The sequence below is a fragment of the Enterobacter sp. WCHEn090032 genome (genome assembly GCF_003986875.1).
Classification (GTDB): Bacteria; Pseudomonadota; Gammaproteobacteria; order Enterobacterales; family Enterobacteriaceae; genus Enterobacter; species Enterobacter sichuanensis.
Genome location: NZ_RXRN01000020.1, coordinates 1 through 15,142 on the forward strand (window position 1 = coordinate 1; position 15,142 = coordinate 15,142).

Genomic DNA, 15,142 nt, shown 5'->3' on the forward strand with positions numbered 1-15,142 from the left:
GAATCCGGTGGTTACAAGCAGTCTTCGGTGGAGCGGTAGTTCAGTCGGTTAGAATACCTGCCTGTCACGCAGGGGGTCGCGGGTTCGAGTCCCGTCCGTTCCGCCACTTATTAAGACATTAAGCCTGCCTTACTGGCAGGCTTAATGGCAAAAAACTTTAGGGGCGTAGCTCAGTTGGTAGAGCACCGGTCTCCAAAACCGGGTGTCGCGAGTTCGAGTCTCTCCGCCCCTGCCATATATAATCCTTTGCTTCGGCAAAGGATTTTTTTTGCCCGAAATACTCTACAGCACCGCTTCTTCATTTTCAGCCAGCCTCCCTGCTGGCTGCTATATCAATCCATCACGTTGATTTTTAATAGATCTTTGATCTGCGATTGCTTATCACTATTTTGCAGCCAAATGGCATACAGCGGCCTGGTAAGCGTGGTGGAATCCACCACCGTATGCAGCCCGGCTTTAGTGTCTGCCCAGCGAACCGGTAACCACGTACACCCTTTTAACAAGGGCAGTTGCTGGCAGGCGATCTCTGCAGAGCTGGTTGTTAACTGTGGAACATCATCAGGTGCAATCAATCCCGCCTCATGCTGCTGAAAATCTGGTCCCCATTCCAGCCGCAAATAGGTCAGGTCTGCCTTCATCATCGAAGGTTCAGAGGCATAAAGCGCCAGACCAAACTGGCCAACAATCTGGCTGCTAAATTCATCCATCTTGGGGGCTTCGGTCGTAATCAGAAGATCAAGCTGACGCTCATGAAGTTGCTTAACCAGCGACTGCCGTTGCGCAATCCTGGCTTCGAATTGCAAATGACCATGAGAATGATACAGCCGGGTAAGCCACTGACTTAACATACATTCCCACAGAGAAGCGCTGGCCCCAATCGAGAACTCATTGTGCCTCGAAGTATGGGCAACCTCTTTGCGCGCTGCCTGCCAGGTATTCATCAGCGTTTCTGCGTACGGGAGCAGTTTTTCACCCGCAGGTGTCAAACGGATGTTGTTGCGATGGCGGGTAAAAAGATTCACACCCAGTTGATTTTCCAGCTGTCGAATACGAAAACTGACTGCTGACTGCGTCAGATAAAGGGCTTCAGCTGCTCGCCCAAAGTGGCGTGTTCTGCTCACTTCAAGGAAAGTTTTTAGCAATTCCGTATCCACATCTTTCTCCGCAAAATTATTTGTCGTTATGATTTAAATGTTTTGTTTTACACTCTGTCAAGCGTAACTAATACTCCGCGCCATAAATAGCTCGGCCAAAGAATTAGGAGCGTGTAGGATGGCGGAAAGCTTTACGACGACTAATCGTTTTTTCGACAATAAAAATTATCCACGCGGGTTCTCTCGTCACGGCGACTTCACCATCAAAGAGGCGCAGCTGCTTGAGCGTCATGGTTATGCCTTCAACGAGCTGGATCTGGGTAAACGTGAGCCTGCAACGGAAGATGAAAAGCAGTTTGTCTCCGTGTGCCGTGGTGAGCGTGAACCACAATCTGAAGCGGAACGTGTATGGATCAAGTACATGGCGCGCATTAAGCGTCCAAAGCGTTTCCATACCCTTTCTGGCGGTAAGCCGCAGATGGAAGGTGCTGAAGATTACACCGAGTCCGATGACTAAGAAAAAAGGGGCTGCGGCCCCTTTTTTACGCCAGTAACTTTTGCAGGTGCAAAAGTAAACGGTCGATTGCCCGATAGCTCAACGCTTCCTGCAGATGCTGTCTCTCAATTGCATGACTGCTTTCGACATCGGCGATAGTACGAGCCACTTTTAAAAGACGCTGCCATGCACGAATAGAGAGCCCGAAGCGCGTCAACGTTTCCTCCAGCCACGTCGCATCCTCAGCCTTTAGCTGGCAAAACTGTCGGATCTCAGCATTATCCAGACGGGCATTCAGTTTATTTTGCCGCCTGTACTGCCGGGCCTGAGCAGCAATAACCCGATCGCGAACCGTTACTGAACACTCTCCTCTGACATTGCTCTGGCTGAGCAGGCCGGGAGGAGGCAAAGGGATCTCCAGGGATAAATCGAAACGATCCAGGAAAGGGCCTGATAACTTTCCCAGATATCGCAGCGTTTGTTCAGGCGTACAGCGGTTGTGATTCCCCTGATAATGACCTGACGGGCTGGGGTTCATTGCCGCAACCAGCTGGAACTGTGCCGGATAGCTTATTTTGGCTCGGGTACGTGAGATATGTATCTCTCCGGATTCAATCGGCTCCCTTAGGGCATCCAACACGCGCCGCTCAAACTCAGGTAGTTCATCAAGAAACAGGATGCCGTTATGTGCCAGTGAAATCTCTCCTGGCCCCGGAATGGAACCTCCTCCGACCATGGCCGTCAGGGACGCGCTGTGGTGCGGAGAGCGGAAAGGGCGACGTCGCCACTGTTTTTGCAACGACACTGAACTCACCAGGCTCACTATCGCAGCGCTTTCGAGTGCTTCATGGTTACTGAGTGGTGGAAGTAAACCATTCAACCGGCTCGCCAGCATCGTTTTTCCGGTACCCGGCGGGCCAATCAGCAACAGGTTATGCCCGCCGGCAGCGGTGATCTCCAGCGCTCGCTTTCCCTGCTCCTGGCCGATAATATCGCTGAGATCGTCGGTGCTTTCAGGCGGTATATCTTCCGTTTCTTCGGGCTCTGACAACCTATGCCGCCCTTCAAGATGGGCGCAGACCTCCTGCAAATGCCCGGCAATAAGGCACCCTTTTTCGGCTATCAGGCTCACTTCCGCACTGTTTTCATTGGCAAGAATGATTTCGCGACCGGCACGTATGGCTTCCAGCGCGCCAGAGATAGCGCCAGGAACGCCTCTCAGCGCGCCTGTAAGCGCCAGTTCCCCGATGAACTCGTACGAGCCTAGCCTGGACGTATTAAGCTGTTCAGAAGCGGCGAGAAGCGCAATAGCGATAGGTAAATCATATCTCCCGCCCTCTTTAGGCAGATCCGCTGGCGCCAGGTTGATGGTGATCTTTTTCGCCGGGAAGGTATAACCGCTATTGATAATGGCGCTGCGGACCCGATCTCTGGCTTCTTTCACCGTTGTCTCTGGCAAACCGACAAGCGTTAAGCCGGGCAGTCCATTACTCAGATGAACCTCCACAGAAATAAGCGGTGCTTTTACTCCAATAGCCGCACGCGTATAAACAACTGACAGTGACATAAGCACCTCCTCGGGCGCTGACTATGCCACTGTCGCTTTCATACCTTGAGTGCTATTTTTGTGTTTTACGGCATTACTTCCAGACTTTTAGCAGCAGTTTGTAATCATTTCTTGTGAGTGGAAGCCTCATCGCAGAAAAAAACGTGCCCGTTATGATGACCTGGCGGCGGCGAAAAAAATGAAAAATATTCACCATCTGTTTTTCTCATATAAAACAATGCTTTTCAAAGATATGGTTCGCGAGCTAATCAAAATGGTCATAAATAAATCTTGTGTTTGGTTTAAAAACTGTGATAACTCTTTAGGTATTCCTTCGAACAAGATGCAAAAAGAACTGAAAATGACAGCCCTTCTACGAGTGATTAGCCTGGTCGTGATTAGCGTGGTGGTGATTATTATCCCACCGTGCGGGGCTGCACTTGGACGAGGAAAGGCTTAGAAATCAAGCCTTAACGAACTAAGACCCCCGCACCGAAAGGTCCGGGGGTTTTTTTATGACTAAAAAACGCAAATGAGGAGCAGAGAATGACAAATAGCACAAAATTCTGTTTCTCCCGATTTATGACGGGGAACTAACTATGAATGGGGCACAGTGGGTAGTACATGCGTTGCGCGCGCAGGGAGTCGAAACAGTATTCGGTTATCCGGGTGGCGCAATTATGCCGATTTACGATGCACTGTATGACGGCGGCGTGGAGCACCTGTTGTGCCGACACGAGCAGGGCGCGGCAATGGCGGCGATCGGTTATGCGCGCGCCACCGGCAAAACCGGCGTCTGCATGGCGACCTCGGGTCCCGGTGCAACTAACCTGATCACCGGTCTGGCTGATGCGCTGCTCGATTCCGTTCCGGTCGTCGCCATCACCGGACAGGTTGCATCTCCCTTCATCGGTACCGACGCTTTCCAGGAAGTGGACGTTCTCGGCTTATCCCTGGCCTGCACCAAACACAGTTTCCTCGTCCAGTCTCTGGAAGAGTTGCCGCGGGTGATGGCAGAAGCGTTCGAGGTGGCAAGTTCCGGCCGTCCAGGTCCGGTTCTGGTTGATATCCCGAAAGATATCCAGGTGGCCATCGGCGATCTCGAACCGCACTTCTCCACTGTTGAAAGCGACGATGCGTTTTCGCATGCGGAAGTGGAAGAGGCGCGGCAGATGTTGGCCCAGGCGAAACAGCCGATGCTGTACGTCGGTGGTGGCGTGGGCATGGCGCAGGCAGTTCCTGCCCTGCGTGAATTTATCGCGGTGACGCAAATGCCTGCTACCTGCACGCTGAAAGGGCTGGGTGCGGTAGATGCGGATTATCCCTGTTATCTGGGCATGCTGGGGATGCACGGTACCAAAGCGGCAAATCTGGCCGTTCAGGAGTGTGACTTGCTCATCGCCGTGGGTGCCCGTTTTGACGATCGCGTCACCGGTAAGCTGAATACCTTCGCGCCGAATGCCAAAGTGATCCATATGGATATCGACCCTGCGGAGATGAACAAATTGCGTCAGGCGCATGTTGCCTTGCAGGGCGATCTCAATACGCTGTTACCAGCATTACAGCAGCCACTGGATATCAATGCCTGGCGAAAGCACACCTCAGACCTGCGCGCTGAACACGCCTGGCGTTACGATCATCCTGGCGACGCCATTTACGCGCCGCTGCTGTTGAAGCAGTTGTCCGATCGGAAACCCGCAGACAGCGTGGTGACGACGGATGTGGGTCAACACCAGATGTGGTCCGCCCAGCACATGACCTATACCCGCCCGGAAAATTTCATCACCTCCAGCGGGTTAGGCACGATGGGCTTCGGCTTGCCTGCTGCCGTGGGTGCGCAGGTTGCCCGCCCGAACGATACGGTAATCTGTATCTCCGGTGACGGCTCCTTCATGATGAACGTTCAGGAGCTGGGCACCGTGAAGCGCAAGCAGTTGCCGCTGAAGATCGTGTTGCTCGATAACCAGCGTTTAGGGATGGTTCGCCAGTGGCAACAACTCTTCTTCCAGGAGCGTTACAGCGAAACCACTCTGACTGATAATCCCGATTTCCTCACCCTGGCCAGCGCCTTTGGCATTCCTGGCCAGCACATCACCCGTAAAGACCAGGTTGAAGCGGCACTCGACACCATGCTGTCAAGCGAAGGGCCTTACCTGCTTCATGTCTCAATCGACGAGCTTGAGAATGTCTGGCCGTTGGTACCGCCAGGTGCCAGTAACTCACAAATGCTGGAGAAATTATCATGATGCAACATCAGGTCGCCGTACAGGCTCGCTTCAATCCAGAGACATTAGAGCGCGTTTTGCGCGTGGTCCGTCATCGTGGCTTTCAGATTTGCTCTATGAATATGGAGACGGCCACTGACGCCCAAAACATCAGTATCGAATTAACCGTTGCCAGCCCGCGCCCGGTCGACTTACTGTTTAGTCAGTTATCAAAGCTGGTAGACGTTGCCCATGTTGCCATCTGCCAGAGCACAACCACATCACAACAAATCCGCGCTTAAGCGTGACAGGAAGAGAAAATGACGACAAAAAAAGCTGATTACATTTGGTTCAATGGTGAGATGGTTCGCTGGGAGGACGCGAAAGTCCACGTGATGTCCCACGCGCTGCACTACGGTACTTCTGTCTTTGAAGGGATCCGTTGCTACGACTCTCACAAAGGGCCAGTGGTGTTCCGTCATCGTGAACATATGCAGCGTCTGCATGACTCAGCCAAAATTTATCGTTTCCCGGTTTCTCAGAGCGTTGATGAGCTGATGGAAGCCTGCCGCGAGGTCATCCGTAAAAACAATCTGACCAGTGCCTATATTCGTCCGCTGGTTTTCGTGGGTGACGTAGGGATGGGCGTTAACCCGCCAGCCGGTTATACCACGGATGTGATCATTGCCGCGTTCCCGTGGGGTGCCTACCTGGGTGCAGAAGCGCTGGAGCAGGGGATCGACGCAATGGTCTCTTCCTGGAATCGTGTGGCACCCAATACGATCCCGACCGCCGCTAAAGCGGGCGGTAACTACCTCTCTTCCCTGCTGGTCGGTAGCGAAGCGCGCCGTCACGGATATCAGGAAGGTATCGCGCTCGATGTGAACGGCTACATCTCCGAAGGCGCCGGTGAAAACCTGTTTGAAGTGAAAGATGGCATCCTGTTCACGCCGCCGTTCACCTCGTCCGCGCTGCCGGGCATCACCCGTGACGCCATCATCAAGCTGGCGAAAGATCTGGGTATCGAAGTGCGTGAGCAGGTCCTGTCCCGCGAATCCTTGTACCTGGCGGATGAAGTGTTTATGTCCGGTACCGCGGCTGAAATCACGCCGGTTCGCAGCGTAGACGGTATTCAGGTAGGCGCAGGCCGCTGTGGTCCGGTCACCAAACGCATTCAACAAGCCTTCTTCGGCCTCTTTACCGGCGAAACAGAAGACAAATACGGCTGGTTGGATCAGGTTAATCAATAAGCATAAATATGGGACGGCACGCACCGTCCCTTTGACTCGTCAGACGGGAGTAAATAAAGCATGCCTAAGTATCGTTCCGCCACCACCACCCACGGCCGTAACATGGCCGGTGCCCGCGCGCTGTGGCGCGCCACCGGGATGACCGACGCTGATTTCGGTAAGCCGATTATCGCCGTGGTGAACTCCTTTACCCAGTTCGTACCGGGCCACGTGCACCTGCGCGATCTCGGTAAGCTGGTTGCCGAGCAAATTGAAGCTGCTGGCGGGGTGGCGAAAGAGTTCAACACCATTGCGGTGGATGACGGTATCGCGATGGGTCACGGGGGCATGCTCTATTCACTGCCGTCGCGCGAGCTGATCGCCGACTCGGTGGAGTACATGGTTAACGCCCACTGCGCTGATGCCATGGTTTGTATCTCCAACTGCGATAAAATCACCCCGGGGATGCTGATGGCCTCCCTGCGCCTGAACATTCCGGTGATCTTCGTCTCCGGCGGTCCAATGGAAGCGGGTAAAACCAAGCTTTCCGACAAAATCATCAAGCTCGACCTGGTGGATGCGATGATTCAGGGCGCGGACCCGAAAGTCTCTGACGAGCAGAGTAATCAGGTGGAGCGTTCCGCGTGCCCAACCTGCGGCTCCTGTTCCGGGATGTTCACCGCCAACTCTATGAACTGTCTGACCGAAGCGCTGGGCCTGTCTCAGCCGGGCAACGGCTCGCTGCTGGCGACCCACGCCGATCGTAAACAGCTGTTCCTTAACGCCGGTAAGTGCATCGTTGAGCTGACCAAACGTTACTACGAGCAGGACGATGCCAGCGCGCTGCCGCGCAACATCGCCAGCAAGGCCGCGTTTGAAAACGCCATGACGCTGGATATCGCCATGGGCGGTTCCACCAATACCGTTCTGCACCTGCTGGCCGCCGCGCAGGAAGCCGAAATCGACTTCACCATGAGCGATATCGATAAGCTCTCCCGCAAAGTGCCACAGCTGTGTAAGGTCGCGCCAAGCACCCAGAAATACCACATGGAAGACGTCCATCGCGCGGGTGGCGTCATCGGTATTCTCGGCGAGCTGGATCGCGCCGGGCTGCTGAACCGCGACGTTCAGAATGTGCTTGGCCTGACGCTGCCGCAGACGCTGGATAAATACGACGTGATGCTGACCAAAGACGACGCGGTGAAAAAGATGTTCCGCGCCGGCCCGGCCGGTATTCGCACCACGCAGGCCTTCTCCCAGGATTGCCGCTGGGACACGCTGGACGATGACCGCGCTGAAGGGTGTATCCGCTCTCTTGAACATGCCTACAGCAAAGACGGCGGTCTGGCCGTGCTGTACGGTAACTTCGCTGAAAATGGCTGTATCGTCAAAACCGCTGGCGTAGATGACAGTATCCTCAAGTTTACTGGCCCGGCAAAAGTCTACGAAAGCCAGGATGAGGCGGTAGACGCCATCCTGGGCGGTAAAGTGGTGGAGGGCGACGTGGTTGTCATCCGCTACGAAGGGCCAAAAGGCGGGCCGGGCATGCAGGAGATGCTCTACCCAACCACTTTCCTGAAATCCATGGGCCTCGGTAAAGCCTGCGCGCTGATCACCGACGGACGTTTTTCGGGCGGTACTTCAGGCCTCTCCATCGGCCACGTCTCTCCGGAAGCGGCAAGCGGCGGCAACATCGCCATCATCGAAGATGGTGACCTGATCGAAATCGACATTCCGAATCGCGGGATCCAGCTCAAGCTGAGCGATCAGGAAATTGCGGCGCGTCGTGAAGCACAGGAAGCGCGCGGTGATAAAGCCTGGACGCCAAAAGACCGCCAGCGTGAAGTCTCCTTTGCCCTGCGCGCTTACGCGAGCCTGGCGACCAGTGCAGACAAAGGCGCGGTACGCGATAAATCGAAACTTGGGGGCTAATGATGGCCGAGTCACAACCCTTATCCGCCGCCCCTGAGGGGGCGGAATATCTCCGGGCGGTGCTGCGCGCGCCGGTCTATGAAGCGGTACAGGTCACTCCGCTGCAGAAAATGGAAAAACTCTCCTCGCGCCTCGACAACGTCATTCTGGTCAAGCGTGAAGACCGTCAGCCGGTGCACAGCTTTAAGCTACGCGGGGCCTACGCGATGATGGCCGGGCTGAGCGATGAGCAAAAAGCGCGCGGCGTGATTACGGCGTCTGCCGGTAACCATGCGCAGGGTGTGGCGTTCTCGTCTGCCCGTTTAGGGTTGAAAGCGTTAATCGTGATGCCGGTGGCTACTGCGGATATCAAAGTCGACGCGGTACGAGGCTTCGGCGGCGAAGTGCTACTCCATGGGGCAAACTTTGATGAAGCGAAAGCCAAAGCGATTGAGCTGGCGCAACAGCAGGGATTCACCTGGGTGCCGCCGTTCGACCACCCGATGGTGATTGCCGGCCAGGGCACGCTGGCGCTGGAGCTGCTGCAGCAGGATGCCCATCTCGACCGCGTTTTCGTTCCGGTGGGCGGTGGTGGATTAGCGGCGGGCGTAGCGGTGCTGATCAAACAGCTGATGCCGCAGATCAAAGTCATTGCCGTGGAAGCAGAAGATTCTGCCTGCCTGAAAGCGGCGCTGGATGCCGGGCATCCGGTAGATCTGCCCCGCGTCGGGCTGTTTGCCGAAGGTGTGGCGGTGAAGCGCATTGGCGACGAAACCTTCCGCCTGTGTCGGGAGTATCTCGATGACATCATTACCGTTGACAGTGATGCAATCTGTGCAGCGATGAAAGATCTGTTTGAGGATGTGCGTGCGGTGGCAGAACCATCCGGCGCGCTGGCGCTGGCGGGAATGAAAAAATACATCGCCCAGCACAATATTCGCGGCGAGCGCCTGGCGCATGTACTCTCGGGGGCTAACGTCAATTTCCACGGCCTGCGCTACGTTTCCGAGCGCTGCGAGCTGGGTGAACAGCGTGAAGCGCTGCTGGCGGTCACCATTCCGGAAGAGAAGGGCAGTTTCCTCAAGTTCTGCCAGCTGCTGGGGGGCCGTTCGGTGACGGAGTTCAACTACCGTTTTGCCGATGCGAAAGACGCCTGCATTTTTGTCGGCGTGCGTTTAAGCCGCGGTCTGGAAGAGCGCAAAGAGATCCTCAACCTGTTGCATGAAGGTGGCTACAGCGTGGTGGATCTCTCTGACGACGAAATGGCGAAGCTGCACGTGCGCTATATGGTCGGCGGACGTCCGTCGAAGCCGCTCCAGGAACGTCTTTACAGCTTCGAATTCCCGGAATCACCGGGTGCGCTGCTGAAGTTCCTGCATACGCTGGGCACGCACTGGAACATCTCCCTGTTCCACTACCGCAGCCACGGCACCGATTACGGCCGCGTGCTGGCGGCGTTTGAACTCGCCGAGCACGAGCCGGATTTCGAAACGCGCCTGAACGAGCTGGGCTACGAGTGCCACGATGAGACCCATAACCCGGCGTTCAGGTTCTTCCTCGCGGGCTAACGGTTCGGCTGCGCGTTGGCCTGGTAAGCGCAGCGCCACCCGGCTTCAGTGGTTCGGCAATATCTTCCAGAACGCATCAATAAGCGGCTCATGCAGCCGCTTTTTTTGTGCACATACGCCAAGCTCAAACGGCGTCTTCTCATCGCTGCGTTCTAAAATCATCACGCGATTACGTACCGGCTCCGGGCTATTTTCCAGCACTACTTCCGGCAGCAGCGCCACGCCGCAGCCGAGTGCCACCATTGACACCATCGCCTCATGACCACCGACCGTGGCGTAAATCGACGGATTGCTGATTTTTTGCCGACGGAACCACAGCTCGATGCGGCGACGTACCGGCCCCTGATCGGCCATGATAAACGGTACCGTTGACCAGTCCGGCTTTTCCACTGACACCTGATTACGCACCGGGCACGGCAGCGCCGGAGCGATCAGTACCACCGCCAGATTTTCCAGCATCGAAAACGCCACCGCGCCGGGCAGGGTTTCCGGTTTCCCGGCAATCGCCAGATCCGCTTCGCCGGTGACCACTTTTTCCATCGCGTCGGCGGCGTCGCCGGTGGTGAGTTTTATTTCAACCGAGGGGTGTTCCGCGCGGAAACGGTCAAGGATAGGCGGCAGATGGCTGTAGGCGGCGGTCACGGAGCAGAAAATATGCAGCTCACCGGAGAGCGACGGCCCTTGCTGATCGATGGTGTGCCGCAGCTGCTGATACTGCAACAAGGTTTGCTGGGCAAAAATCCGCAGCTCTTCTCCCGCTTCCGTGAGCGTGACGGTACGGTTATCGCGCACAAACAGCGGCTGGCCGAGGTCTTCTTCAAGACGCTGGATCTGGCGTGAAAGCGTGGAGGGGCTGACGTGCATCGCCCGGGCGCTGCGGCCAAAATGGCGGCTTTCTGCCAGATGCAGGAACATTTTCAGATCGCGTAAATCCACGGATTCCACTCCCCCGTTTTACATTGCAGATATTGCAACATGACGTTGTGAATATATCAATTTCCGCAATAAAATTCCTGTCATATAGTAAGTTCATTCTCGCATAAGCGAACCGAACAATAAGCACGACAACACAACATCACGAGGTATCACCATGGCTAACTACTTCAACACACTGAATCTGCGCCAGCAGCTGGCGCAGCTGGGCAAATGCCGCTTTATGGCGCGCGACGAATTTGCCGATGGCGCGAGCTATCTTCAGGGGAAAAAAGTGGTCATCGTCGGCTGTGGCGCACAGGGTCTGAACCAGGGCCTGAACATGCGTGACTCCGGTCTGGATATCTCTTACGCCCTGCGCAAAGAAGCCATTGCTGAGAAGCGTGCTTCATGGCGTAAAGCGACCGAAAACGGTTTTAAAGTAGGTACCTACGAAGAGCTGATCCCGCAGGCGGATTTGGTGGTTAACCTGACGCCAGACAAACAGCACTCTGACGTTGTGCGTTCCGTGCAGCCGCTGATGAAAGACGGCGCGGCGCTGGGTTACTCTCACGGCTTCAACATCGTTGAAGTGGGCGAGCAAATCCGTAAAGACATCACCGTCGTGATGGTTGCACCGAAATGCCCGGGGACAGAAGTGCGTGAAGAGTACAAGCGTGGTTTCGGCGTGCCGACCCTCATCGCGGTTCACCCGGAAAACGATCCGAAAGGCGAAGGGATGGCGATCGCCAAAGCATGGGCAGCGGCGACCGGCGGCCACCGTGCGGGCGTTCTGGAATCGTCCTTCGTGGCTGAAGTGAAATCTGACCTGATGGGCGAGCAGACCATTCTGTGCGGCATGCTGCAGGCGGGCTCCCTGCTGTGCTTCGACAAGCTGGTGGAAGAGGGTACCGACCCGGCATACGCAGAAAAACTGATTCAGTTCGGCTGGGAAACCATCACCGAAGCGCTGAAACAGGGCGGTATCACCCTGATGATGGACCGTCTGTCCAATCCGGCGAAACTGCGTGCATACGCGCTGTCTGAGCAGCTGAAAACCATCATGGCTCCGCTGTTCCAGAAACATATGGACGACATTATCTCCGGCGAGTTCTCTTCCGGTATGATGGCGGACTGGGCGAACGACGATAAGAAACTGCTGACCTGGCGTGAAGAGACCGGTAAAACCGCGTTCGAAACCGCGCCACAGTATGAAGGTAAAATCGGCGAGCAGGAGTACTTCGATAAAGGCGTACTGATGATCGCGATGGTGAAAGCAGGCGTTGAGCTGGCGTTCGAAACCATGGTGGATTCCGGCATCATCGAAGAGTCTGCTTACTACGAATCACTGCACGAGTTGCCGCTGATCGCGAATACCATCGCCCGTAAGCGTCTGTACGAAATGAACGTGGTTATCTCGGATACCGCAGAATACGGTAACTATCTGTTCTCTTATGCCTGTGTACCGCTGCTGAAAGAGTTCATGACCACCCTGCAGCCGGGCGATCTGGGCAAGGCGATTGCGGAAGGTGCCGTGGACAACGCACAGCTGCGTGATGTAAACGAAGCCATTCGCAGCCACCAGATCGAGAAAGTGGGTCACAAACTGCGTGGCTACATGACCGACATGAAGCGTATCGCGGTAGCGGGTTAACAACAGGTGCGGGCTGATGCCCTCATCCTGTCCCTCTCCCACAGGGAGAGGGTGCAAACATTAAAGGCCTTCTCTAAGAGAAGGCCTTGCTGTTTATTTCCGATACAGCACTTTAATCACGTGGTAGCCGAACTGCGTGTGCAGCGGTCCGGTTGGCTCCAGCACCGGGCAGGAGAAGACCACTTTATCAAACGCCGGAACCATCTGACCCTGGCGGAATTCACCTAAATCACCACCGCGTTTGCCTGATGGACAAATGGAGTGTTTCTTCGCCAGCTTGCCGAAGTCGGCGCCGTTTTTAAGCTGCTCCAGAAGATCCAGAGCCAGTTTCTCTTCTTTAACAAGAATATGCAGTGCTGCTGCTGTTTTTGCCATGATCGTGCCTTGAGTGGTATGGATTAGGCTCGCTATACTACCACGCTGTTATTCTCCCCTCCTGACTTTCATTGAGTGATCATTTATGCGTTTAAACCCCGGACAACAACAAGCCGTCGAATTTGTCACCGGACCGTGTCTGGTGCTGGCGGGGGCTGGCTCCGGTAAAACCCGCGTGATCACCAATAAAATTGCCCACCTGATCCGCGGCTGCGGCTATCAGGCCAGGCATATTGCGGCGGTAACCTTTACCAATAAAGCGGCACGTGAAATGAAAGAGCGTGTCGGCCAGACCCTGGGGCGTAAAGAGGCACGCGGCCTGATGATCTCCACCTTCCACACGCTGGGGCTGGATATCATCAAACGCGAATATGCGGCGCTGGGAATGAAGGCCAACTTCTCGCTTTTCGATGACACCGATCAGGTGGCGTTGCTCAAAGAGCTCACCGAGGGGCTGATCGAAGATGACAAAGTGCTGTTGCAACAGCTGATCTCGACGATCTCCAACTGGAAAAACGATCTAATGACTCCCGCACAGGCGGCGGCGAGTGCCAAAGGCGAACGGGATCGGATCTTCGCCCATTGCTACGGCCTGTACGATGCGCACATGAAAGCGTGCAACGTGCTGGATTTTGACGACCTGATCCTGCTGCCAACGCTGCTGCTGCAGCGTAATGAAGAGGTGCGCGAGCGCTGGCAAAACAAGATCCGCTACCTGCTGGTGGATGAATATCAGGATACCAATACCAGCCAGTATGAGCTGGTGAAGCTGCTGGTGGGACAGCGTGCGCGTTTCACCGTGGTAGGCGATGACGACCAGTCTATTTACTCCTGGCGCGGTGCGCGTCCTCAAAACCTGGTGCTGCTGAGTAAAGATTTTCCGGCGCTGCAGGTGATTAAGCTCGAGCAGAACTATCGCTCCTCGGGGCGCATCCTGAAAGCGGCCAATATTCTGATTGCCAATAACCCGCACGTGTTTGAGAAGCGCCTGTTCTCTGAACTCGGCTATGGCACAGAGCTGAAAGTGCTCAGTGCCAACAATGAAGAGCACGAAGCGGAGCGCGTCACGGGTGAACTGATTGCTCACCACTTCGTCAATAAAACCGACTACAAGGATTACGCGATCCTCTATCGCGGTAATCATCAGTCGCGCGTCTTTGAAAAGATGCTGATGCAGAACCGCATCCCGTACAAAATTTCGGGCGGCACCTCGTTCTTCTCGCGGCCGGAAATCAAAGATCTGCTGGCTTACCTGCGCGTGCTCACCAACCCGGATGATGACAGCGCGTTTCTGCGTATTGTGAATACCCCGAAACGTGAGATTGGTCCGGCGACCCTGCAAAAGCTGGGCGAATGGGCGATGACGCGCAACAAAAGCCTGTTCACGGCCAGCTTCGACCTGGGGCTGAGCCAGACGTTAACCGGTCGGGGTTATGATTCGTTAACCCGCTTTACCCACTGGCTGGGTGAAGTGCAGCGTCTGGCGGAGCGTGAACCGGTGGCCGCTGTCCGCGACCTGATCCACGGCATCGACTACGAGTCCTGGCTGTATGAAACGTCAGCCAGCCCGAAGGCGGCAGAGATGCGTATGAAAAACGTTAACCAGCTGTTCAGCTGGATGACGGAAATGCTGGAAGGCTCCGAAATCGACGAGCCAATGACCCTGACGCAGGTGGTCACCCGCTTTACCCTGCGCGATATGATGGAGCGCGGCGAGAGCGAAGAAGAGGCCGATCAGGTTCAGCTGATGACGCTCCATGCGTCAAAAGGGCTGGAGTTCCCGTATGTCTATCTGGTTGGCATGGAAGAGGGGTTATTGCCGCACCAGAGCAGTATCGATGAAGACAACGTCGACGAGGAGCGCCGTCTGGCCTATGTGGGGATCACCCGCGCGCAGAAAGAGCTGACGTTCACCCTATGTAAAGAGCGTCGTCAATACGGCGAGCTGGTGCGCCCGGAGCCGAGCCGATTCCTGCTGGAACTGCCGCAGGATGACCTGATCTGGGAACAGGAGCGCAAAGTGATTACCGCAGAAGAGCGTATGCACAAGGGGCAGGCTAACGTGGCGAACATTCGCGCCATGCTGGCAAAAGCGAAAGAGAAAGGATAATTTTTTGTAGGCCGGGTAAGGCGAAGCCGCCACCCGGCAATAT

Annotated in this window: 14 protein-coding genes and 2 tRNA genes; 12 read left to right on the plus strand and 4 right to left on the minus strand. The window is 55.5% G+C overall.

From position 1 onward, the window contains the following. The first annotated feature begins 29 nt into the window (after nt 1-29). Both EKN83_RS16395 and EKN83_RS16400 read left to right on the plus strand, forming a co-directional pair. Nucleotides 30-106, plus strand: a tRNA-Asp gene (locus tag EKN83_RS16395). A gap of 53 nt (nt 107-159) precedes the next feature. Continuing rightward, a tRNA-Trp gene (locus tag EKN83_RS16400) sits at nt 160-235 on the plus strand. Nucleotides 236-332: 97 nt separating this feature from the next. Here EKN83_RS16400 and hdfR read toward each other — a convergent pair. Further along, nucleotides 333-1,154: an HTH-type transcriptional regulator HdfR gene (gene hdfR, locus EKN83_RS16405; protein WP_025757599.1), complete on the minus strand. Its 822-nt coding sequence runs from the start codon at nt 1,152-1,154 to the stop codon at nt 333-335. A gap of 118 nt (nt 1,155-1,272) precedes the next feature. Here hdfR and EKN83_RS16410 point away from each other — a divergent pair, with 118 nt between their 5' ends. Continuing rightward, the gene (locus tag EKN83_RS16410) at nt 1,273-1,611 is read left to right on the plus strand and encodes a DUF413 domain-containing protein (RefSeq protein WP_025757596.1); all 339 of its coding nucleotides are present in this window, start codon (nt 1,273-1,275) and stop codon (nt 1,609-1,611) included. Nucleotides 1,612-1,636: 25 nt separating this feature from the next. On the opposite strand, the gene EKN83_RS16415 is transcribed toward EKN83_RS16410, so the two are convergent. After that, complete coding sequence (locus tag EKN83_RS16415) at nt 1,637-3,157, minus strand: YifB family Mg chelatase-like AAA ATPase (RefSeq protein WP_045285567.1); 1,521 nt, start codon at nt 3,155-3,157, stop codon at nt 1,637-1,639. Nucleotides 3,158-3,497: 340 nt separating this feature from the next. Between EKN83_RS16415 and ilvL the strand changes: the two genes are divergently transcribed. The 7 genes from ilvL to ilvA all read left to right on the plus strand — a co-directional run bounded on the left by ilvL (nt 3,498) and on the right by ilvA (nt 10,048). Continuing rightward, entirely contained in the window at nt 3,498-3,596 is a 99-nt protein-coding gene (gene ilvL / locus EKN83_RS16420) for an ilv operon leader peptide (protein WP_001311244.1), read from the plus strand. An 86-nt stretch (nt 3,597-3,682) separates the two neighbouring features. After that, nucleotides 3,683-3,733 (plus strand): peptide IlvX, encoded by a 51-nt coding sequence (ilvX, locus tag EKN83_RS16425; RefSeq protein ID WP_102046757.1) that lies wholly within the window; start codon nt 3,683-3,685, stop codon nt 3,731-3,733. Between the two features lie 2 nt (nt 3,734-3,735). Beyond that, nucleotides 3,736-5,382, plus strand: a complete 1,647-nt coding sequence (ilvG, locus tag EKN83_RS16430) for an acetolactate synthase 2 catalytic subunit (protein WP_126801293.1) — start codon at nt 3,736-3,738, stop codon at nt 5,380-5,382. Beyond that, a complete protein-coding gene (gene ilvM / locus EKN83_RS16435) occupies nt 5,379-5,642 on the plus strand; it encodes an acetolactate synthase 2 small subunit (protein ID WP_003860184.1) in 264 nt (87 codons plus the stop codon). The genes ilvG and ilvM overlap by 4 nt, the downstream gene beginning before the upstream one ends. An 18-nt stretch (nt 5,643-5,660) precedes the next feature. Beyond that, on the plus strand, nt 5,661-6,590 hold the full coding sequence (gene ilvE, locus EKN83_RS16440; protein WP_013099287.1) for a branched-chain-amino-acid transaminase: 930 nt from the start codon (nt 5,661-5,663) through the stop codon (nt 6,588-6,590). A 60-nt stretch (nt 6,591-6,650) separates the two neighbouring features. Beyond that, nucleotides 6,651-8,501 (plus strand): dihydroxy-acid dehydratase, encoded by a 1,851-nt coding sequence (gene ilvD / locus EKN83_RS16445; RefSeq protein WP_126801294.1) that lies wholly within the window; start codon nt 6,651-6,653, stop codon nt 8,499-8,501. A gap of 2 nt (nt 8,502-8,503) precedes the next feature. Further along, a complete protein-coding gene (gene ilvA, locus EKN83_RS16450; protein ID WP_126801312.1) occupies nt 8,504-10,048 on the plus strand; it encodes a threonine ammonia-lyase, biosynthetic in 1,545 nt (514 codons plus the stop codon). Nucleotides 10,049-10,093: 45 nt separating this feature from the next. On the opposite strand, the gene ilvY is transcribed toward ilvA, so the two are convergent. Continuing rightward, nucleotides 10,094-10,984, minus strand: a complete 891-nt coding sequence (gene ilvY / locus EKN83_RS16455; protein WP_017382574.1) for an HTH-type transcriptional activator IlvY — start codon at nt 10,982-10,984, stop codon at nt 10,094-10,096. 154 nt (nt 10,985-11,138) lie between these two features. On the opposite strand from ilvY, the gene ilvC reads away from it, so the two are divergent. Beyond that, nucleotides 11,139-12,614, plus strand: coding sequence for a ketol-acid reductoisomerase (gene ilvC / locus EKN83_RS16460; protein ID WP_008501571.1), 1,476 nt, complete (start codon nt 11,139-11,141; stop codon nt 12,612-12,614). A 93-nt stretch (nt 12,615-12,707) separates the two neighbouring features. On the opposite strand, the gene ppiC is transcribed toward ilvC, so the two are convergent. Beyond that, nucleotides 12,708-12,989, minus strand: coding sequence for a peptidylprolyl isomerase PpiC (gene ppiC, locus EKN83_RS16465; RefSeq protein ID WP_013099282.1), 282 nt, complete (start codon nt 12,987-12,989; stop codon nt 12,708-12,710). A gap of 85 nt (nt 12,990-13,074) precedes the next feature. Here ppiC and rep point away from each other — a divergent pair, with 85 nt between their 5' ends. Then, complete coding sequence (rep, locus tag EKN83_RS16470) at nt 13,075-15,099, plus strand: DNA helicase Rep (protein WP_025757586.1); 2,025 nt, start codon at nt 13,075-13,077, stop codon at nt 15,097-15,099. Nucleotides 15,100-15,142: the final 43 nt, after the last annotated feature.

Coding starts and splice junctions, on each gene's coding strand:
- ilvA (WP_126801312.1), top strand. CDS start 8,504: ATGGCCGAGTCACAACCCTTATCCGCCGCCCCTGAGGGGGCGGAATAT.
- rep (WP_025757586.1), top strand. CDS start 13,075: ATGCGTTTAAACCCCGGACAACAACAAGCCGTCGAATTTGTCACCGGA.
- ilvM (WP_003860184.1), top strand. CDS start 5,379: ATGATGCAACATCAGGTCGCCGTACAGGCTCGCTTCAATCCAGAGACA.
- ilvD (WP_126801294.1), top strand. CDS start 6,651: ATGCCTAAGTATCGTTCCGCCACCACCACCCACGGCCGTAACATGGCC.
- ilvG (WP_126801293.1), top strand. CDS start 3,736: ATGAATGGGGCACAGTGGGTAGTACATGCGTTGCGCGCGCAGGGAGTC.
- EKN83_RS16415 (WP_045285567.1), bottom strand. CDS start 3,157: ATGTCACTGTCAGTTGTTTATACGCGTGCGGCTATTGGAGTAAAAGCA.
- ilvE (WP_013099287.1), top strand. CDS start 5,661: ATGACGACAAAAAAAGCTGATTACATTTGGTTCAATGGTGAGATGGTT.
- ppiC (WP_013099282.1), bottom strand. CDS start 12,989: ATGGCAAAAACAGCAGCAGCACTGCATATTCTTGTTAAAGAAGAGAAA.
- ilvC (WP_008501571.1), top strand. CDS start 11,139: ATGGCTAACTACTTCAACACACTGAATCTGCGCCAGCAGCTGGCGCAG.
- ilvL (WP_001311244.1), top strand. CDS start 3,498: ATGACAGCCCTTCTACGAGTGATTAGCCTGGTCGTGATTAGCGTGGTG.
- EKN83_RS16410 (WP_025757596.1), top strand. CDS start 1,273: ATGGCGGAAAGCTTTACGACGACTAATCGTTTTTTCGACAATAAAAAT.